Annotated in this window: 16 protein-coding genes and 7 pseudogenes; 5 read left to right on the top strand and 18 right to left on the bottom strand. The window is 68.4% G+C overall.

Going from position 1 to position 19303, the window contains the following annotated elements:
• Window positions 1-480: 480 nt before the first annotated feature.
• From ACZ7M3_RS35330 to ACZ7M3_RS35315, 4 genes and pseudogenes are all read right to left on the bottom strand, one after another.
• A pseudogene (locus ACZ7M3_RS35330) lies at window positions 481-1039 on the bottom strand (transposase); the annotation flags it as partial.
• A 386-nt stretch (window positions 1040-1425) separates the two neighbouring features.
• Window positions 1426-1641, bottom strand: a complete 216-nt coding sequence (locus tag ACZ7M3_RS35325; RefSeq protein WP_472068779.1) for a DUF6243 family protein — start codon at window positions 1639-1641, stop codon at window positions 1426-1428.
• A gap of 436 nt (window positions 1642-2077) precedes the next feature.
• Window positions 2078-2737, bottom strand: a complete 660-nt coding sequence (locus ACZ7M3_RS35320) for a response regulator transcription factor (protein WP_472068777.1) — start codon at window positions 2735-2737, stop codon at window positions 2078-2080.
• A complete protein-coding gene (locus tag ACZ7M3_RS35315) occupies window positions 2737-3831 on the bottom strand; it encodes a sensor histidine kinase (RefSeq protein WP_472068775.1) in 1095 nt (364 codons plus the stop codon). The genes ACZ7M3_RS35320 and ACZ7M3_RS35315 overlap by 1 nt, the downstream gene beginning before the upstream one ends.
• 299 nt (window positions 3832-4130) lie before the next feature.
• Here ACZ7M3_RS35315 and ACZ7M3_RS35310 point away from each other — a divergent pair, with 299 nt between their 5' ends.
• Window positions 4131-4727 (top strand): DUF308 domain-containing protein, encoded by a 597-nt coding sequence (locus ACZ7M3_RS35310; protein WP_472068774.1) that lies wholly within the window; start codon window positions 4131-4133, stop codon window positions 4725-4727.
• 176 nt (window positions 4728-4903) lie between these two features.
• Window positions 4904-5950, top strand: coding sequence for a DUF3710 domain-containing protein (locus ACZ7M3_RS35305; RefSeq protein ID WP_472068772.1), 1047 nt, complete (start codon window positions 4904-4906; stop codon window positions 5948-5950).
• A 253-nt stretch (window positions 5951-6203) separates the two neighbouring features.
• On the opposite strand, the pseudogene ACZ7M3_RS35300 reads toward ACZ7M3_RS35305, so the two are convergent.
• The 3 genes and pseudogenes from ACZ7M3_RS35300 to ACZ7M3_RS35290 all read right to left on the bottom strand — a co-directional run.
• A pseudogene (locus ACZ7M3_RS35300) lies at window positions 6204-6410 on the bottom strand (amidohydrolase); the annotation flags it as partial.
• 60 nt (window positions 6411-6470) lie between these two features.
• A pseudogene (locus ACZ7M3_RS35295) lies at window positions 6471-7240 on the bottom strand (transposase family protein).
• Window positions 7241-7370: 130 nt separating this feature from the next.
• On the bottom strand, window positions 7371-7802 hold the full coding sequence (locus ACZ7M3_RS35290; protein ID WP_472069153.1) for a hypothetical protein: 432 nt from the start codon (window positions 7800-7802) through the stop codon (window positions 7371-7373).
• On the opposite strand from ACZ7M3_RS35290, the pseudogene ACZ7M3_RS35285 reads away from it, so the two are divergent.
• Window positions 7741-7962 (top strand): annotated as a pseudogene (locus ACZ7M3_RS35285) (DciA family protein); the annotation flags it as partial. The gene ACZ7M3_RS35290 and the pseudogene ACZ7M3_RS35285 overlap by 62 nt on opposite strands.
• A gap of 357 nt (window positions 7963-8319) precedes the next feature.
• Here ACZ7M3_RS35285 and ACZ7M3_RS35280 read toward each other — a convergent pair.
• The 3 genes from ACZ7M3_RS35280 to ACZ7M3_RS35270 form a co-directional block, all read right to left on the bottom strand.
• Window positions 8320-8682, bottom strand: a complete 363-nt coding sequence (locus ACZ7M3_RS35280; RefSeq protein ID WP_472069151.1) for a hypothetical protein — start codon at window positions 8680-8682, stop codon at window positions 8320-8322.
• Window positions 8683-8783: 101 nt separating this feature from the next.
• Window positions 8784-9101: a hypothetical protein gene (locus ACZ7M3_RS35275; protein ID WP_472068770.1), complete on the bottom strand. Its 318-nt coding sequence runs from the start codon at window positions 9099-9101 to the stop codon at window positions 8784-8786.
• A gap of 456 nt (window positions 9102-9557) precedes the next feature.
• Complete coding sequence (locus ACZ7M3_RS35270) at window positions 9558-10190, bottom strand: DUF2461 family protein (protein WP_472068768.1); 633 nt, start codon at window positions 10188-10190, stop codon at window positions 9558-9560.
• A 400-nt stretch (window positions 10191-10590) separates the two neighbouring features.
• On the opposite strand from ACZ7M3_RS35270, the gene ACZ7M3_RS35265 reads away from it, so the two are divergent.
• Complete coding sequence (locus tag ACZ7M3_RS35265) at window positions 10591-11154, top strand: dihydrofolate reductase family protein (RefSeq protein WP_472068766.1); 564 nt, start codon at window positions 10591-10593, stop codon at window positions 11152-11154.
• 56 nt (window positions 11155-11210) lie between these two features.
• Entirely contained in the window at window positions 11211-12152 is a 942-nt protein-coding gene (locus ACZ7M3_RS35260) for a transposase (RefSeq protein WP_472069129.1), read from the top strand.
• A gap of 16 nt (window positions 12153-12168) precedes the next feature.
• Here ACZ7M3_RS35260 and ACZ7M3_RS35255 read toward each other — a convergent pair.
• The 8 genes and pseudogenes from ACZ7M3_RS35255 to ACZ7M3_RS35220 form a co-directional block, all read right to left on the bottom strand.
• Window positions 12169-13131, bottom strand: a pseudogene (locus tag ACZ7M3_RS35255) (ISAzo13 family transposase); the annotation flags it as partial.
• Between the two features lie 52 nt (window positions 13132-13183).
• Window positions 13184-13837 (bottom strand): annotated as a pseudogene (locus ACZ7M3_RS35250) (IS256 family transposase); the annotation flags it as partial.
• Between the two features lie 124 nt (window positions 13838-13961).
• The gene (locus ACZ7M3_RS35245; RefSeq protein ID WP_472068765.1) at window positions 13962-15137 is read right to left on the bottom strand and encodes a hypothetical protein; all 1176 of its coding nucleotides are present in this window, start codon (window positions 15135-15137) and stop codon (window positions 13962-13964) included.
• A gap of 135 nt (window positions 15138-15272) precedes the next feature.
• Window positions 15273-15404, bottom strand: a pseudogene (locus ACZ7M3_RS35240) (IS701 family transposase); the annotation flags it as partial.
• Between the two features lie 153 nt (window positions 15405-15557).
• A protein-coding gene (locus ACZ7M3_RS35235) for an IS3 family transposase (RefSeq protein ID WP_472068763.1) occupies window positions 15558-16765 on the bottom strand; the annotation gives its coding sequence in 2 pieces (ribosomal slippage) (window positions 15558-16471 and window positions 16471-16765; 1209 coding nt in all).
• A gap of 136 nt (window positions 16766-16901) precedes the next feature.
• Window positions 16902-17450: a GNAT family N-acetyltransferase gene (locus ACZ7M3_RS35230; protein WP_472068761.1), complete on the bottom strand. Its 549-nt coding sequence runs from the start codon at window positions 17448-17450 to the stop codon at window positions 16902-16904.
• 293 nt (window positions 17451-17743) lie between these two features.
• Window positions 17744-18748 (bottom strand): class I SAM-dependent methyltransferase, encoded by a 1005-nt coding sequence (locus ACZ7M3_RS35225; protein WP_472068759.1) that lies wholly within the window; start codon window positions 18746-18748, stop codon window positions 17744-17746.
• Window positions 18749-18933: 185 nt separating this feature from the next.
• Complete coding sequence (locus ACZ7M3_RS35220) at window positions 18934-19263, bottom strand: RRQRL motif-containing zinc-binding protein (RefSeq protein WP_472068757.1); 330 nt, start codon at window positions 19261-19263, stop codon at window positions 18934-18936.
• Window positions 19264-19303: the final 40 nt, after the last annotated feature.

The raw sequence follows: 19303 nt of genomic DNA, 5'->3' as shown, positions 1-19303 counted from the left end.
CACCTCGAAGTCGCCAGTTGGGAAACAGCCCAGGGCCAGTACTCCGAGGGCGCAATCCGCTGCGGTGAGCAGCACCGTGCGCGATCGCGGGGTCTTGAGGGCGGGATCTTCCAGGGTGCCGACTGCGGCGAGGTCGAGGAGTTCGCCGCGCAGCTCCCTCAGTCCCTGCCGCAGGGGGAGCCCGCCGTGGCGCATATCGGACCAGTGGCCGATGGCCCGGCGGACCCCCGCTGGCGGGTGTCCTCAATTCGCTGCTCGTCAACGCCGTGACGTGTCACTTCCTTGATCGTCATGTGCGTCATCCTGGCAGCCCCCACTGACACCGCAGACCGACGAGGACCGACCTCGGCAGACTCCCAGGACCGGGTGGCGGCGCACGGTGGATGCGCAGACGGTTCATGCCGAGGCCGTGCTTTGCGGCTGGGGCCGTAACGGGCGTCCGGGTCCGATTCCCCTCAGAGGTCGTTTTCTCCCGTCGTTTCATCCCGGAATCTGCTGTTTGGTCTGCGGTGTCGGGTCGCGCCGGGAGATGGCGTTCTCGCTGGTAAGGCGGCGGGCCATGGGGTCGGTCATGGCGATGTGGATCATGGCTTCGGAGCGGACGGACAGGGTCTCGTAGTCGCGGGCCAGTCGGCGGTGGAGCATGAGCCAGCCGTAGGTCCGCTCGACTGCCCAGCGTTTCGGGATCGGGGTGAATCCCCTGGTCCCGGGCTTGAGTTGAGTGATTTCCATGTCAATGCCGAGGGTAGCCGCGCGCTCGACGAGGTGCTGGCGGTAGCCGCCGTAGACCCAGACCTTGCGGATGCCGGGATGGACAGTGGCGACCTGGTCGCAGGTGGGTGCCGGCGACCGAGTCCTGCACGCTCGCGGCCGTGACCAGCACCGCGAGGGGGAGGCCGAGAGTGTCGGTCACGATGCTCCGCTTCCTGCCCACGATCTTCTTGCCCGCGTCGATGCCCTGGTCCGCGGCGTGCACGCTGGTGGAGGTCTTCACGCTCTGCGCGTCGATCACACAGGCCGACGGCCGGGCGCGCTTGCCCTAGGACGGGCCGGAAAGGCTGGCACCCGGAAAGGCTGGCACAAGGACATGCGTGACGTTCGACGGATCCCGAGGCAGCTGCATGACACGAGGGTAGGCGGCGAGCTCTCGCTCCCTCAGCCGCCCGCCTCAACGATGCGGGGCAGGCATTAGCTGCGGTGTCGCCCGGGCTGGGCACGGGGAACGCGCTGAGCTGCTGGTGCAGCTCGGGGTGGTGGCCGTGACGGGGCTGCCGGATCTGTGGCTGCCCGGGTGGTCAGCGGAGACGCGGGTGGTCGGCCGAGAGCTGAGCGGGACCGGCCGCGCCCGGTACGGCAGCAGGGCCCGGACCGCGACGCGCGGTCCGGGCCCTGCCCCATGCGGTGCCGCCCTGCGGCGGCGGTGCGTCAGCTCTCTGCGGTGTCGTCGCCCGCCTGCCCGGCGCCCTCGGCTGCACTTGCCTTCTCGCGCATCTTGCGCACCAGCTCCGCCTTCTGGGCGGCTGCACCCTGGCGGTCGAGGTTGCGGTGCGGACCGTTGTTCTGCCGTTCGGCGCGGGACAGCTTCTTGCGCTGGCCGCCGCCCATGCCCACGGGGTTGTTGATGTTCTTGCTCACGGTCACGGGTTCTCCCGGTAATGATTTGAAGTGATCTACGGATTCCTCGGTGGGGGACGGGCGGCGACGTCGAAGGACGTCAGCAGGGGCCCGTCACGCTCTCACTCGTAAATCGGCGTCTGGAAGAACATGACAAAGACGTTACCCGCTTTCGTCGGCCCCGCGCACCAACCTTTTCGCCGCCCCGGCGTCGGCCGGGTCTTCGGCGAGCGCGCGAGCGCCCGGGGCAGCCGTTTCCTTCCGGGAATCTCAGCACCGCCAGCACCCGCCGGTGGTCGCCGTTCGCCCGGGCAGGTCCAGATGGGCGTTGCTGGGCCGCCGCGGGCGTTGCTCGCGCTGCGCGGCGGCGAGGTCTTCCAGGTACGTGCCCACGCCGTGCCGCCCGCCGGACTGCTCGGCATCGCCACGGCGGCCACCTGTTTCGGGGTTCCGCTCGGCAGGCTCAGGGGTAGAGGCCGGCCCGGAAGGCGAACGAGACGAGTTGCGCTCGATCACGTGCGCCGACCTTCGTCATGGCCCGCACCGCATGCGTCTTCACGGTGAACGGCGACACGGACATTTGGGCCGCGATCTCGTCGTTGCCGAGACCGCTCGCGACGAGAACGACCACGTCCCGCTCCCTGGGTGTCAGAGCGTCGAAGCGTCGCAGCAGTTCCTGGTCGATCACCGGGGGCGGACTGTCGGTCATATGACCGATGAGCGCGGCCGTCGCGGCGGCCGACAGCGCACCGCCACCGCCAACGACCTCGGTGATTCCGGCGACGAGTTCAGCGGGGCTCACGGTCTTGCTCAGGAAACCGTTGGCGCCCGCGCGAAGGGCGGCGAGAACGATGTCGTCCTGGTCAAAAGTGGTCAGCACGATCACCCGCATCTTTTCGGGTGGGTGCTCTTTGCGGATCCGGCGGGTGGCTTCGACACCGTCGATGCCGGGCATCCGGATGTCCATCAGGACCAGGTCGACGGGGTGCTCCCGGAGGAAGGGGGCGACCTGGAGTCCATCGGAGAGATCACCCGCAACAACGAGACTTGGATCGAGCCGGAGCATCGCTTTGATGCCGGCCCTTATCTCCTCCTGGTCGTCGACGATCAGAATTCGCGTCATCAGAGGACGGCTCCCAGGGGGCTGAACTCCGCATGGACCCGGAATCGCCCGTCGTCACTGTCGATCGTCAGCCGCCCGCTGGACGATTCGACGCGTTCGCGCATCCCCACGAGTCCGAGTCCGCTGCCTGAGCCGGAGCCACGCAGTGAGTGACCGACGCGGTTCTCCACGGTGACGCAGATCCTGCCGTCGCGCTCGCGCACATCTACCGTTGCCGCCCCCTCTCCATGCCGGTACGCATTCGTGAGAGCTTCCTGAACGACCCGGTAGACCGTTACGCCGACGCTGGGCTCCACGAAACCGCCGGGGATGTCGATGGATGGATGGACGTCGAGGCCGATGCTCTCGAAAGAGGCGATAAGGCCTTCCAGGCCGCTGAGCGCCGGGGTCGGCCGGAGCGCCTCATCGTTGGAGATGTCGTCTCCGAGGCGGAGGAGCGCGAGGATCCGTTGCGTTTCAACGACGACGGTGCGGGCGCTGGACCTGGCTGAGACGAGGGCCTGCCGGGAGGACTCGGCGTCTTCGGGCAGCCCGATCTCCGCGGCACCGAGATGCAGGCTCAGCATCGCGACCTGGTGGCCGATGACGTCGTGGAGGTCCCGGGCGATGCGGAGTCGTTCCTCGGTCACCCGTCGGGTGGCTTCGATCTCGCGGGTGGCGATGGCGCTTTCGGCCCGTTCCTCCAGGGTGCGCCAGTGCTCTCGATGGATGCGCAGCGCGGCCCCTGTCGCACCTCCTGCTATAGCTGAGAAGAGTGCGGCGGCTCCCACGATCGCGCCGCCACGGAATCCTCCCAGTGTCATGAACGCCCCCAGGAAGAACGCCGCCACGATGCCGGTTCCGACCAGCGGCTGCTGCCCCCTGAGGGTGACCGAGAACAGCACAAGCACCGCCATCATCCACACCGACAGGGGGTCATGGCCCACCGCTGTGACGGCGAAGGACGCCGCGCTCGTCACGACCAGTCCTGCCCACGGCCTCCACCATGAGAGGGCGACACCGCCACCGGCGAGAAGCACGGAGAGGGCCGTCGGCCAACCCGACCCTCGCAGGGTCACTGCCACGATCTGGCCTGCGAACACCAGCGCGGCCACCGAATAGGCGACGAGATGCAGCGCCTCGGGGCTGCGGACCCACAGGGGTTCCACGGGCCCGTCCTGATTGTTCTGCGCCTTGACCATGGCCTGATTCTCGTCCACGTGTGCTGCGGCCGTGTACTTCGAATGAAGTAGACGGCGAGCCCGGTCCGGGCGATGGGGACGGCAGAACTCATTCGATTCGAAGTGGATGGCAGAACTACTTCATTCGAAGTACACAGCCTCTCCCGAGGCCGCTGAGACTCCTCATCGAGGCGACCGTCTCACACCATCACGATCACAAAACGGGACACCCGATGACTCAGACCACCGTGACTTCGAGCACGACCACGACCTTGACGACGCTCTCCGGGCTCCGATCGCTCTACCTGATCCGAGTCGCCTTCTCCCTGATCTGGGTGGCACTCGTCGTCACGACCTCCGCCTCGCTCGTGTCGACGGACAAGCCCACAGCGATCGCAGCCGTCCTGCTCGTCAGCTACCCCCTGTGGGACGTCATTGCCACGCTCCTCGAGCGTCGCATGGCCGGCACTGACTCCACGGACCGCGTCGGTACCACCAACATGGCTCTCGGCCTCGCCACCACCGCCGGGATGATCACCGCCGTCTTCTCCACCATCGGGTCGGCCCTGCTCGTGTTCGGCATCTGGGCCCTCCTTTCCGGAGCGATCCAGCTCGTCGTGGCGATCCGGCGCCGACGCACCGTCGGTGCCCAGTGGCCCATGGTCATCAGCGGCGGACTGTCCGTCCTCGCCGGTGCCTCCTTCGCCGCCATGTCCGCCTCGGCGACGAGCAGCCTGTCCACCGTCGCCGGATACTCAGCCTTCGGTGCCTTGTGGTTCCTTGTCTCCGTCATCGCCCTGAGCATCCGCAGCCGACGCGAAAAGCGTTGACCATCGCCGTCGGAGCCACCGCCTCTCCCGGAGGCGCGGCGTCTGCCGCAAACTCGGCGTCGCCCCCCAGCACGCTGGTGTTGAGGAGCCGGTGAGTTCCATCGCCACACTGGGGATGGTGGTGGGTACGGCCATTTCCCGAGCGATACGGCGACGCAGATGATGAGGATCAGAACATGAAGGACGAGGCCAGGGCCATTCTGCGGCAGTTAGAGCAGGGCGAGCCCATCTTCTCCGAGGACGGCAGGCGCACGGCTGCTGCTTGGGACCACGTGTCACCGACCGCGGTGATCGCCCACGCCTACGGTCTGTGGGCGCACGAGATGGCGGCCGTGCGGCCGGACGGAGGCGACCGACTTGAGGAGGTCGTACGCGGCCTGTTCCCGGACTCCGGCGGGAACCGATTCGCGGGCACTGCGGATGACGCCGTACTCCTCACACGGGGGCTGCTCGGCGACTTCGACGCTGGTGCCGAGGCGGACGCCAAAGGCCTGGGCACTCTGTACAACCTCGCGGCACTGCTGCACGCTGCGATGCTGCGTTCTCATCTCTCTGAGCCGGACCTGGAAGAGCTGCTGGCGCGGGCAGAGGCCGAGTATGCGGGAACCCTGGCCTCCGGCGAGCTCGCCCGCGTGCAGCTGCGGGACGGCCACGTGGGGCCTTGGGATATGACCGAAGTCGAGAACAGTGCCGTCGAGGGTGGCCAGATCGACCTCGGTGCCCTGCGAGTGCCTGTCGTCCCGGGCATAGAGATCCGGCCCGAGGGGATTGATGCGCAAGGTCAGGGAGAGGACGCTCATGGCGTCACGCTGAGGGTGGGGGGTTCGCACCTGCAGTTGCAGCTCTACAGCGCGCCGGAGGGCGGGTGGTGGGACTGGAGCCTGGGCGAACTGGCGGCGAAGATCGCGGCCCGGGGCGGCGAGGTTCAGGAGATCACCGGGCAACTCGGGACGGAGATCCGGAGCACGATACCTGCGGGCGACTCCGGCAGTGCATCGGTCGCGGTCCGCTTCGTCGGCTGTGATGGCCCCGGGTGGATGCTCCGGGGAGTGCTGACCGGGCCCGGAGCAGACTCCGACATTCTCCAGGAACAGGTACGGCGGATCTTCCTGGGGACGGTGGTTGACATCCGTGACGCCAGGCCGCTGTCCAACGGGCTCATCGCGCTGCGATGGCCGCCTTTGGGCGGGTGGAACGAGACTGACACGCCGTTGTTCGACTGATCTGTGCGACATCCCGTGAGTTTCCCTGGGTCTCGATGAGACCCTGCGCCCCTGGCAAGCAGACTTCATCTCGTTCTGGAGGCGCGGAGCCCTGTGATGGAAGTTCGGGATTCCTGAAGGCTGCTCGGCCTGTCGGAACGATCTGCGGTCCGATTGAAGACGCGGTTTCGCAGTTCGGCTGCCTCTGGATGGAGCCGTGGGGAACCGATCGCTGGATGGCGGAGGGGGCCAAATCTCCTCGTCACCGATGCCCCCAGTAGGTGCACGGCGCGCCGAACACCTTGGGGATCTCGCTCATGTCCTCGCTGGCGGTCTGCAGGTCGATGGTGTGTGCGTCATCGCCGAAGTGGGCGGCGAACGCCTCGGCGACGCGCCAGGTCGGCGCCTCGTCGTTCACGGTGGGCGGGAAGGAGGCGGTCCGCTCGATCTCGGGCCCCTTGGGCGAGCGGACCGCCTCGCACTAAAGCGTGTTGCAGAAGGCCGTGATTTTGCCGGTCAGGGCCCGGCTACGACTTCTTGATCACGCGGCCAGGGCGAGGTTGTGCATGTGTGCGACGGCCCGGAAGCCGTGGTGGAGGCCGTCTCCGCGCTGCCGACAGTCGCGCAGGATCTTGTAGTTCTTCAGCCGGCCGATCGCATGCTCGACCCGCGCACGGACCCGGCGATGCTCCCGTTGTCGGCTTCCTCACCGGCCAGCAGGGGCCGGCCGGGTCGTTTGCGGTGCGGGACGACCAGACCGGTGTTGATGTAGGCGCCGTCGCCGAGCACGGTGACGCCCCGGCACTGCTCCGGCAGGCCGGAGTCGCGCCACACATGGGCGTCGGCCCTGTTGCCCGGGGCCGGGCGGGCGGTCGCCACGACCAGGCGGGTGTCGGCGTCGATGATGACCTGCACGTTCGCGGAGAACCGGTAGTTGCGGCTCGAAGCACCGACCTTGCGGTCGCGTACCGGGACCAGCGTGCCGTCCACGATACACAGCCGGTCCGCGGCATCGACGGGACGGGAGGCCGGCTCGAGCGCGAGGAGGGGCCGCAACCGCTGAATGACCCTGCACACCGTGGCCGGCGACACCCCGAACAGCGGCGCGAGCTGCCGCATCGTCAGGTTCGTCCGGTGGTAGACAGCCACCACCAGCACCCGGTCCGCAAGCGGCAGGCACCACGGCCGCCCGATTCGCGGCCCGTCGCCACCCCGCTCCCGCACCACCTTCAGCAACCGCTCGAACTGCTTCATCCGCAGCCCGGTGAACGTCTCCACCCACAACGGATCAGCTCTCAACACCCCAGCCATACAAGAGAAATGCCCTGATCACGGCCTTCTGCAACACGCTTTCATAGGCCCTTCGGCTTGTGGGGCGGCGCCGAGACCTGGCCGGGGAACTCGTTCGCGAGACCCCGGTAGCCGTCGTCGACTACGGCTTTCACGGCTGGGTGCTGGCGGAACTGCTCGGTGATGCCCCTAAGGCCGTCGTCGTCGACCAGGAGCTGGTCATCGAGGACCTGAACCGCGAGCAGGTCGCGGACTGCGCAACCGCGCCGCGACGGACCACCAGGTGGTGTTCGACCACCTCGACCGGTACGGCGAGGTGTCGGCGAGGCGCCTGTTCACGAGCGTGTTCGTCGACCAGGTCACCCGCCTGTCCCGCCTGGGGCACGTCTCCCTCGGCTACACCACCTGGGAGCGGGCAGGAGCTGTCCGGCGTCGACCTAGCCCGGGTCGTGCTGCGGGCCTCGCTGGAGACGGCGCGCAAGAACGGCGGCCGTACGACGAAGGTGAAGACGAAGCTGGGCATGTCGTCGCTGGTCCGGCGGGGCAGGCGGGAGCCGATGAGGTTGGGCGACGCGATCGGCATGCTTGTCACCGAGCGGGCCTGGGAGCTTCCGGCCGCCGGCGCGTCGCTGCGGGAGCGGTGGGCGGCAATCGCCCCTGACTTCGCCGGGTATGTCGGTGCCGTCGGCTACGACGCCGACTCTGGCCGGCTCACCGTGTGCCCAGAGTCGGCGGCCTGGGCGACGAAACTGCGCCTGGAGCAGGCACGCGTCATCGGGGCCGCGAACGAGTCGGCAGGCCGTACGTCGTGCGCGGCCTGCGGATCCTCGCGCCCGGTTCCGTTCCCCGTCCCGGAGCTGGCCGACGTCCCCTCGGCCACCGCAGCCGCATCCACGGTCCCGTTTGGCCGGCGATCTTCGCGACGACGACTTCGAGGACCGCTTCATCGACGACATCGGCGAAAGCACCGACGGCTGACGAAAGCTCATATTCGGCCGGGCTCAGGTGATACCGAAGCCGCCAGGCGCCCAGCGCCTGAGGATCTGCGCTGCCGAATAGCTCCGTTTCTGACAGGTGAGAGACCCGAGCACGCCGGTTTGTCATGCGCACCAGCCTCGGTCCGCCACGAGGCCAAGTTCGAGGCGGCCGCCGCTCGGTGCTGCGGACAGTGGGGCTGTGAACACGCAGTGGTAGGTGTCGCCGGTGGTGGGGCCGTCGGCAACGAGTATCAGTACGTCGTCGCCGATGCGGCCCTGTTTGATGACGAGTGATCTGATGTTCTTGCCTACGGCGTTGCTGATGGTGACCGTCCAGCTGCCGAGGTAGGCCTCTGGCACGTCACCGCTCACGATGGGAGTGGGGGACGGTTCGTTGCTTCCTACCGAGTGTGAGGGCTCCACGTGGATGATCGGGCGTAGCTGGTAGCCGAATGCGGTGAAGGCGATTGCGAGGACGGCGGCCATCGCGATCAGTGCCAGGGTGTGGCGTGGCCGGTGCTGACGCTGGTGTGGCGGGGTTCCGTTCGTTCCGATCACGACGGGTGATACGGGATCGGAAATGACCGTCACCCGTGCCGATGGGTCTGGCCGAGGCTTGCTGTGGTGCGGTGGCCGGTGGCCGTGTCCTTCTCGGCCTGCGGCGTGGGTGCCTTGACGGTGGAGAGGCGTAGGGCGTCGTCGGTGGGGCGGCGGACTTCCCAGAGCCTTGACGTTTTGGAGGAGGTGCCAGCTGGCTGGTAGGAGCGGATACCGAGGACGGCGGCTGCGACCCGGCGGGTGAGACGGAGCTCAAGGGCAGGCGTCAGGACGGTGGTCCGGGTGGGATGCGAGGTGGCGCCGGGGGTGGCTGCGGCGCCCCGGCGCAGCAGACTGGACCGGCTCATCCGGTGCCGTCCTGGTCCGTGACCGTCCCGCGCACGCTGCCCGGCGATGGGGGAAGAACGCGATGGCTGCGGGCTGTTGGCCGGCGGCGGACTCGGTGTGACAACGGACAGCATCGAACCCCGTCCACAATTTCACCTCGTAGCTCCGGTCCGTTCCGGTGGGCAGTTCCGGTACGGACTGTGCGAGGGCGACGGAGGCGGGCCAGTCCACCCGTCCAGCCTGCGGTGGCCGTGGCCGCGGCGCCCGTCGGTGTCGTCGGGCAGCGTGCCGTGGCGGGAGCTCATCCGCTGGTTGTAGGGTCTCGCGCTTCGCTGCATACACCAAGGCTGTGACCGGCGGCTTCTCGCGGTGCCTCACGCTGCTTCATCTACGGTTGTCTCGGCTCTCGGTGCATCCCCGCCAGGTTTGGCGACACGGGTGTGGTTCCTCCCGTGCCGCGCGGGGCCTTCGTGATGTCAGGCGGCGCGCTTCACGTGGCGGACCAGCCACATCAGCAAGGCGTCCAGGTCGGCGGCGGCCGAGAGGACCCGGTCGACCGCCTCGGGGGTGTGCAGCCACTCCTCGCAGCCGAGGGGACGGGCGGCTATCAGCGAACGGTGGCGCAGCAGGTTCGTACGGGTGTGGTTCGTCGGATAGCCGCGTGGGGGGCGTTTCATCAGGTCCCCAGAGATGTCGTAGCCCTTCTTCCGCACGTCCTCGACGATGGCGGACAGTTCGCGGCCGCTCCCCTCGGAGGCCACGGCTTTGCGGAACATGTCCACCTGGCCGGGATCGGGGTACCACCAGGCGCCCTGGACCCGCAGGCCGTCCAGGTCGAACCGGAGACCGATCTCGATCTTGCGGCCGAGCCGGATCACCGCGCTCTGGTGCTGCCACCACCAGGAGTCGGTGCGGTAGTGCCAGACGGAGAAGTCCTCGTATCGGGGGTCGGCGTCCGCGACCTCGTTGAGCAGGGCGATCATCGGCTGCCGGACCAGGCGTTCGCGGTCCGCGCGACAGCGCTCGCGGGTCGCGTGGGTCGGTTCGCCCTGGAGCTGCCACAACACGTCCATGGCCTGCTCCGGCCAGCCGGTGAACTGTCCGCGCATGCGGGCAGGTTAGCTCACCCATGGTCCGCGCGTGGAGAGTGAGACGGGTAGGGAGCCGTGACCCCAGACAAGGTGGGACATGCTGCGGCGGGGTTCCTCGGCCAGTCGAGAGTGCAGTCGATATGAAGCGGGCCAGCCGAACTTGAGATCCCACACTGGTGGTGTAAGGTCTCGCCGCCGATGACATGTCGATCTTCTGTGACCTGCTGGTTCTCTGTTGTCTCACCGCGATGTCACCCAAGATCAGTCTCAGATCGATGCCATTTCCTCGGCGGAACGATGAGTCTGCGGCTGAGCCACCGAGCACGAGGACTACATGCGAGCTCAGATCGCGCACCGATGAGTTTCCCGCGCCGCGCCGGTCTGTACGCGTGAGACCGACTCACGGAAGGCTGGCGCCATGCGGAAACTGATCTACGGCATGAACCTGACCCTGGACGGCTACATCGCCGCGCCCGGCGACGACATCGGCTGGAGCGTGCCGAGCGACGAGCTGTTCCAGTTTTGGTCCGACCAGTTGCAGGCGACCGACCTGTCGCTGTACGGGTGCAAGCTGTGGCAGACGATGAGCTCCTACTGGCCGACCGGCGACCAGCAGCCCAACGCCACCCCGGCGGAGATCGAGTTCGCGCGCCGCTGGCGGGACATGTCGAAGGTGGTGTTCTCCTCGACGATCGACAAGGTCGACTGGAACACCCGCCTGGTCACCGGCGACGCGGTCGCCGAGATCACCCGGCTCAAGGCCGAGGACGGCGGCCCGATGGACATCGGCGGCGCGACGCTCGCCGGGGCGGCCATGCGGGCCGGGCTGATTGACGAGTACGTGCTGGCCACCGCGCCGGTCCTGGTGGGCGGCGGCACGCCGTTCTTCACCGCGCTGGACAGCTGGGTGAACCTGAACCTGGTGGAGACGCGGATGTTTCCCTGCGGCGTGATCCTGACCAGGTACGAGACGAGGCGCTGAGCGCCCGTCACGCGACTCGACCGCCTGCCGGGTCCACGCGAACGTGAACGCCACCACTGGGGTGGACAGCCGGCAGCGCGGCTTCACATGGCCAGCCGGCGGGGTTCCCTCAGGTGCGGGTGGTGACACTGACCGAGTGTGGCACGCACGCGCAGATCGACGCGGCGGTGGGCGGATTCAACGGCGGTGAGCGGGAGTTGGCGATCACTCTGGCGACCTCGGCGAGCAAGATGCTCGTCATCATGGACCGGGGCTTCCCCGGGGTCGAGTTATGGAAGGCCTATCTCGGATTCGGGGCCCATCTGCTGATCCGGGCTCGCTCGCCGGTGGCGCACCGGCCGGTTGAGTATCTGCCCGACGGGACCTATCTGGGGAGGATGAATCTGGGCGGGCAGAAAGGCGCGCATCCTGGCGGAGTGCTGGTCCGGGTGATTGAGTACCGCGTCGACGGCGGCGAGGTGGTCAGGCTGTTGACTGATCTGTTGGACCCGGTTGCGTATCCGGCGGCGGAGTTGGCAGGGCTCTACCATGCCAGGTGGGAGGCGGAGTCGGCGTTCCGGCAGATCAAGACGTTCCAGCGCGGGCCGGTCGAGGTCCTGCGCTCGGGAGACCCGGATCTGGTGCGGCAAGAGGTCTGGGCTCACCCGGTCGTGCACCACTGCCTCACGCGGGTCATCATGTGTCTGGCCGACGACAACGACATCAACCCGGACCGGGTTTCGTTCGTCAAGGTCCTCAAGCACACGCGGCGCAGCGTGGTCCGACAGTGCGCGGATACGCCCAAGAAGATCAAGAAGTTCCTGGCCGTGCTGGCGGCGAAGGTGCGCCGGAAGCTCGACAACGGCGCCAGGCGCCTGCGCGAGGCTGACCGGCACCTCAAACGGCCGGACTCAAAGTACTCCTCGAAGCTCTCCTACCGGATCAACACCCGGGACCGGCAACCGCCACGGCGGGTCACCCCCAAGGTCATCACGCTGCAGCCCGCGATAGTCCAGTAATCAAGCAACGGCATTGTGTCGCCGGAGGGAAGTGGCAGACCGTGACGCGCAGGCCGGTTTCGGCGGCCAGGGCAGCCAGTTCGCTCTTCCAGACCCGGTAGCGGTAGCCGTTGGAGCCGTCTGCGTCCGCGGTGATCAGCAGCCGTGATGCCTTCGGGTAGTCGAGACTTCCGCGAGAGCGCCACCAGCGGCGGATGGACTCCACCGCGAAAGTGGAAGTGTCGTGGTCTCCACCGACGTTGACCCAGCCGGTGTTGCGGGCGATGTCGTAGATCCCGTACGGCATCGCCTGCTCAACATCTGGGCCGCTGAAGAAGAAGTGGTGGTCCTCGACCTCGACGGGTTCACCCTGGGGGCGCCACTCGCGCCCGGCCATCGGCAGCCGTCCGATCTATTCCCGCTTCTTCGTGTCCACGCTGATCACCGGCTCGCCAGCGGCCTGGTGGAACTTGACCTGCTCATTGATGTAGCGGAAATGCGCGTCTCGGTCAGGGTGCTGGGCACCCTCAAGGGACTTGACGTTCGCCTGCAGACTGAAGCCCTCCTGCCGGAGCAGCCGGCCCACCGTCGGCGCGGAGACCGGGTGCCCTTCCCCGGTCAGCTCCTCGGCCAGATTCCGCAGGGACTTCGTGGTCCAGCGCAGTGGGGATTCAGGATCACCTCGTTCGTCGGGCTCGACCAGCCTCAACAGCGCCTTCAGCAGGGCGGGGTTGTTCTCCTCGGCCCGCTTGCGGCCACCTCCCGGCGCACGCACCCGCCCATCCGGCAAAGGCCCGGCTCCCGCTTCGAGCTCCGACACCCCACGACGCACCGTGGTCTCGCTGGCCTTTGCGATCCGCGCCACCGCGCGTACGCCGCCGTGCCCGAGCAACCGGGCCTCGGTAGCCAGCGCAAGACGTCGCTGCCGCTCGTTCAGATGCGGCAGCAACACCGCGAACCTGCACTGGAGTTGGGAACAGATCTCTTCCGGTACCGCCATACCCCAACAACGAGCATGGACATGAGAAGCAACATCATGATTCTTTACGGCTTCTGTGGACCCAGCAGCGCTGGTGGCGGGTGGCGGGGAACGCCTCGGCCAGTGCGCTCCACAGCCCCATGGCGCCGTCGCCGACGACCAGTTCGGGGTCGCGCATGCCGCGTCGGCGGCAGTCGCGCAGCAGGTCGGCCCACGACTCGGTGGACTCGCGCAGGCCCTCGGCCAGGGCGATCAGCTCCTTGGTGCCGTCCAGGCGGACGCCGAGCAGGACCAGGACACAGGAGTGAGCCTGTCCGAGCCGGACCTTGGGGTGCACGCCGTCGGCCCACACGTAGACGTAGTCGGTCTGGGACAGGTCGCGGTCCTGGAAGGCGGCATGGTCGTCCTGCCACTGCCTGGTCAGCCGGGTCACTGTGGCCGGTGACAGGCCGGCCGCAGAGCCGAGGAACTGCTCCAGCGGGGGCACGAAGTCCCCAGAGGACAATCCGTGCAGGCAGAGCAGGGGCAGCACCTCGGAGACCTTCGGGGACTTGCGGCACCACGGCGGCAGAATCTTCGAGGAGAACCGCTTGCGCTCGCCGGTGGCCTCGTCGACACGTCGGTCGTCCACGCGCGGGGCCCGGACCTCGACCGGCCCGGCCGCAGTGACCACGGTCCGGGGCAGGTGGTGGCCGTTGCGGACCACCAGCCGCCGCCCGTGATCGTCGGTCTCAGTCGCCACCGTCGATCAGTTGCCGCCGGGGCCAGACGGGCGGCCGGCCCGGGGGCCCGACCTGAGCAGGCCTGGCGTATGAGAGCCCCCGGTCGGTGACGCCGACGGGGGCCGTGGGCTACGTGTAGCCGCCGCGGCGTGGCAGGCCGTGTTCGTCGCGCAGCATCTCCTCCGTGGTGACCGGCACCCGCCGCTGCTCGTGCAGGGCGGTGGAGGTCTCGTTGCCGGTGACGGTCGCCGCCTCCTCGTCGCCGATGTTCCGGATGTTGATGCCGTGCATGTTGTGCTGCGCGTGGATCAGCTCGTGCCCGTAGACCAGGAAGGCGGGCGAGACGGCCTCGCCCTCGTGCGCACCCTCGCTGTCCCGCAGGCCGTGCGGCACGGCGACGACGCTGGTGCTGCCCCTGCCGGGGGCGTTGGGGGCGGACGCGAGCCCTTCGGGCGTGTCGACGGCCGCCTCCGCGCCGACCACGCTGTTGCCGCCCATGAACTCGATCTGCTCGGGGTGGAAGGGCACCACGCCCGCCATGGCCGCGCCGGCGCCCGCGACCCCGGCGGTCAGACCGCCGACCAGGTCCCGGCCGTGCTGCCGGGAGAGCAGCCGGGCGTGGTGGGACAGCATCTGGTCCGCGAAGCCCGGCAGCGGCGCGGGCGTACGGTCCTCGCCGAACGGCCGCGGGGTCGACGAGGTCCTGATGCCTTGCCCGCCGACCACCCGCGACCAGGTGTTCGACAGCTGCGCCAGGCCCTCGGTGTCCTGGGGACTGATGTCGGCGCCGACGGGACGCAGGTTGAACCGGCGCAGGATGCCCACGTACTCGATGTGCCGCTGCTGGATCTCGTCAAGCAGGGCCTTCAGCGCGGTGGTGCGCGGGTTGGTCGTCCGGCCGGCCAGGCCGTCGGCGCGGAACTGCCCGTAGACCATGTGCTCGGCGGTGTCCAGAGACATGCCGAGGTCGTCGCAGTGCTTCTGCTGGCTCTCCCTGCCCCGCAGCCGGAACCCGAAGCCCTGGGCCGTGGCGATCAAGGACCGGGCGGTCCCCAGCATCTCCTCCACCGCGTCGACGATGGGCTGGATCTCCGGGTCGGCCGTCCTGGTCCGCTGCACCGTAGCGGCGGGGTCCCGGAGCCGCTGGACCGTCCGGGCCACCGCTTCGTTGCCGGCGGTCCGCTGGAGGTCCCGGACGCCCGCGGGGCTCAGGTCCCGCACGGGCGGCCGGACGGTCGCCGCTCCGGACCGCTGCAGCCCGGCCCCGGTCTCCTCGACCGCGCCGGGCCGTGTCTGCGCGCGCACGCCACTTCTCCTTCATGTCCGCCAGGGCAGAGAAGGAGAATATTCCACCCCTGGCGGCTCGCGGAGAAGGGTCGGGGGGGGCAAGCCCGGGGGCAGACAGCGAAGGACCTGACGCCGTGCCGGGGTCAGGGCCCGAGCGATCAGGCCCCGCATATAGGCCAGCGCCGACTCCCGCGGCTCGGACCGGTTGAACCGGTGCACGAACCGCCCGTGCACGGCATCCAGCTCACTCGCCCACACACGCACGTCAGCAAGGTCCCCACCTATAACCACATCAACGACGAACCTGGCCAGCAGTCACGGTAGGCACCGTTGCAGTACTAGGTTCTTTCCGGCGATCATGTGACCACTAGATGATCTATTCCAAGGGGTCAGTGATCGTACGAGGTGGGGCCCTGACCCTGGATGTTGGACACGGGGTTATGCGGCTTGAGGAAGTGTAGTTGAGGGTTCGAAGAGCGCGTTCTCGTAGGCGATTGGGGAGCGTTGTCCGAGGCGGGAGTGTCGACGCCGGGTGTTGTAGCGGCTGGCCCAGCGGAACGCCGTGAGCCGTGCGTGACGGGTGGTGGGCCATGCTTTCGCGCCCTTGAGTGTCTCCCTCTTCATGGATGCGTTCCAACTCTCTGCGGCGGCGTTGTCCGCGCTGCTGCCCACGGCGCTCATGCTCCGTCTTACGCCGGCTTGCTCGCAGGCGTCGGCGAAGGCGGCACTCGTATGCGAGCCGTGGTCGCAGTGAAAGATCGCGCCGTCGAGGCTGCCGCGGGTTCGCTCGGCCACCGCCGGGGCGTCGATGACGAGTTCGGCCCGCATGTGGTCGGCGATCGCCCAGCCTGTCAGGCGGCGTGAGCACAGATCGATGACCGTCGCCAAGTAGAGCGGCTTCGCGCCGCTGACCGGCAAGTAGGTTATGTCGCCGACGTACTTGGTGTTCGGACGCTCGGCGGTGAAGTCCCGTCCGATCAGGTCCGCGGCCTTCATGGCGGCCGGGTCCGGGATCGTGGTGCGGTGCTTCTTTCGCAGGCGCAGGCCGGCGAGCCCGATGGACCGCATGACGCGGGCGACGCGCTTGTGGTTGATGTGCTCGCCGTCGTCGCGGAGTTCGGCGGTGATGCGCGGGACTCCGTAGGTGCCGTCCGAGGCGGTATGCACGGCCCGTATTCGCCGCGCGAGTTGGTCGTCGGTGGCCTGCCGGGCGGCCCGCGCGGGCGGGGTCTTGCACCAGTAGTAGAAGCTGGGCCGGGCGATGCCGATGATGGTGCACAGCCGCTTGACGCCGTAGCGGCGCTGGTGGTCGGCAACGAACTGGCAGCGGGTCACCAGCGCGTCTCCCCTGCGAAATACCGGGCAGCCTTGCGCAGAATGTCGCGCTCCTCCTCCAGTTCGCGGATCCTCTTCCGCGCGGCGGCGAGCTCTGCTTCCACCGATCCGGGGGCCTGGTCCGGCGCAGCCGTACGCGTCGGGGAGTGCACTCCGGGGCGTCGTCCGTCGTCGGCCTGGATCCAGTTGCGCAGTGTCTCGGTGTTGATCCCGAGGTCCTCCGCGACAGACTTGATCGTCGCTCCCGGCCTCGATCGGTACAACGCGACCGTGTCCGCTTTGAACTCGACGGGGTAGTGCTTCATAGCCATCTGCGCGGGACTCCATATCCACCCGAACCATCAAGATCCAAGTGTCTCTGGTGTCCAAAACCCGGGGTCAGGGCCCGTCCGCGTTTCACCCATCGCGCTGGTCCTGTCGGCCTGAACAGCGGGCAGGCCAGCTACATCACTGCTCGCCGTTCAGCAGCGAATACATGAACATGTCCCGCCGGTCGGCCCCCACCTGCTGCCAGCCCCGCAGCAGCCCCTCACGTTGGAACCCCGCGCGCTCGGCAGTGCGCACGGAACCCGTGTTCCACGGCTCGACATACAGCTCAAGCCGAGGGATCCGCAATTTGCGCAAGGCCCAGTCGGCGACGGCGCCGACCGAAGCCGAGGCCGCCCCCTGCCCACGCGCCGACTCAACGACCCAGTAGCCCAACGATGCCCGGCCCTGCCCCAGGTCCTTCAGCCACAGCCCCACATTCCCGACCGGCCGACCATCAGCGCTCACGATCACAAACGGATACCCAGTCCTCGCGGTCGCCCGACCCCACTGCCGCTCGACGAACGCGACAGCTGCCGACTCTGAATAGGGCGAGGGCACCGTCGTGATCAACGGGATGTACTCGTCCTCGGACGCTTCGCGGACAAGCTGAAGATCCGAAAGGCGCCACGGCCGAAGACTGAACCCCGCAACAGCAGCGAGTTCGGGCACGTCAAGTGGTTGCTCCATCCGCCCATCCTGCCGTGACACGAGACCGGCCGCACACAGGTATTCGCGCCCGTTCCGCGCTCTGCTTCCCCGCTGGATCGACGAGCCGCGCTGGCCCCGGTGACGTCATTTCTCATGAACATCCGCGAACCCGCCGACCGCCAATCGCTGTTGAAACTCGTCGACAAACGCTGTCGCTGAACGTGAACGAAGCCAGGGACGGGCTGGTGCGTCGGACGCTGCCGGGCCCGGTGCGCGGTCGCGCCGGGCCCCGCAACGGGGAGTCGTAGGACAGACGGTGCGGGTCGCGAGGGTCAGTCCCGGCGGGCCACCAGCCGGTAGGCGTTGGAAAGGCCCAGGGGCCGGGCCACGCGTTTGACGACGAGGCGGTCCAGCAGCCTGCCCAGGAGCAAGGCCGGGATGCCGGCGATCACGGTCATGGTGCGCAGTGTGCGCTGAAGGCGGGACGGCGGGACCGGCAGCCAGGGCAGGTCGTCGCGCGGTGCGACCGCGTCCAGGGCAAACCAGACGGCAGCCAGCAGGTCGACGGGGTCGTGGGGTTCGGCGTGCTGCTCGGCGACCACCGTGAAGCCGAGGTCCGTGAGACGAGCACGCAGGTTCTCGACCGGGACGAAGTGCAGGTGCTGCGGCTGCAGCCAGGGCAGCCACCAGCGGCCGAGAAGGCGGGCATAGCGGCTGTCGGGGTCCGGGACCTCGATCAGCAGGTGGCCGCCGGGTCGGACGGCCCGGTACGCCGCCTGAAGTTCGCGGGCCGGTTCCGTGCTGTGCTCCAGGTAGTGGAACATGCTGACGACGTCGTAGCCGTCGGCGAGTTGCTCAGCCAGCTCGGGAAAGCTGCCCCGGTGGCCCTGGTCCACGCGTCCGGCGCGCTCGGCGAGTTCGGCGCCGTCGGTGAAGTCGAGGCCGTCGAAGCTCGTGTCCGGGAAGACAGTGCGGGCCGCCTCACAGAAGTGGCCGTGACCGGTGCCGACGTCCAGCCAGTCCTTGGGCGTGGGGGCGAAGGGGACCAGGGACTCGGCACGCTGCACGTACATTTTCGTCCGGCTTGCGAAGGTCATGGCGAGCTGCTTCTCGCCCAGGCCGTCATAGAAATCGCGGTAATAGAACTCCAGGCCGGCCTCGCTGAGTCGCGGATTCTGGAAGGTGTGCCGACATCCCTCGCACCGGTCGAGGACGAAGCGGCCTGGCTTGTGCTGGATCAGGTCCGTGGTGCGCAACCGCGTCGCCAACCGGGTCGAGCCGCACCACGGGCAGGTGTCGCGCCGGGGTTCGAAGAAGCGGTCCAGGCCTTCGCCCATCGTGCCGATCGCAAGGGCGAGGTCGAAGAGGACGGCGAGCGGCGAGTCCGCGCCGACGGCGGCGAGCGGGGTGAGGTCTCGGTCACGTGCAGCTCCTTGGGGTGTTCCGGGCGACCGGGCTGTCCGGTCCTCCGCGCCGTCCCCGGCCAGCGCAACAGGCTGGTCGGGGGCGGCACGGGGAGCCGTCAGGCGGCTAGACGGTGCGTGGCCGGGGAGGTCATGACGGTGTCGGGGCTGGGCTCGAAGCCCTGGTGGCACGGGTCGCACACGCCCTGAGTCCGCAGCGGGAGGCAGAAGTAGTACCGGCGCCTGCACCGGGGACATGTGCTCCTTGCGGCCATCGCCTGGTCCAGGGCCTGCTCCTGGAGCGTCGGGATGCGTTTGGGCGTTGCCAGATCGACACGGAGCAGGAAGCCCCGTGTGGGGTGGTTGCACGACTGGTCGGGCCTGTACGAGCAGTACTTGCAGCGCAGGATCGCGACCGGGCCGTCGTCGCCGCCCGGGCTGAGGCCCATCTCCCGAAGCTGACGCCGGGTGGCCAGTCCTTCGGGAACA

Source organism: Streptomyces sp. NPDC111656, assembly GCF_055656965.1.
This window is presented reverse-complemented; position numbering and strand designations above follow the sequence as displayed.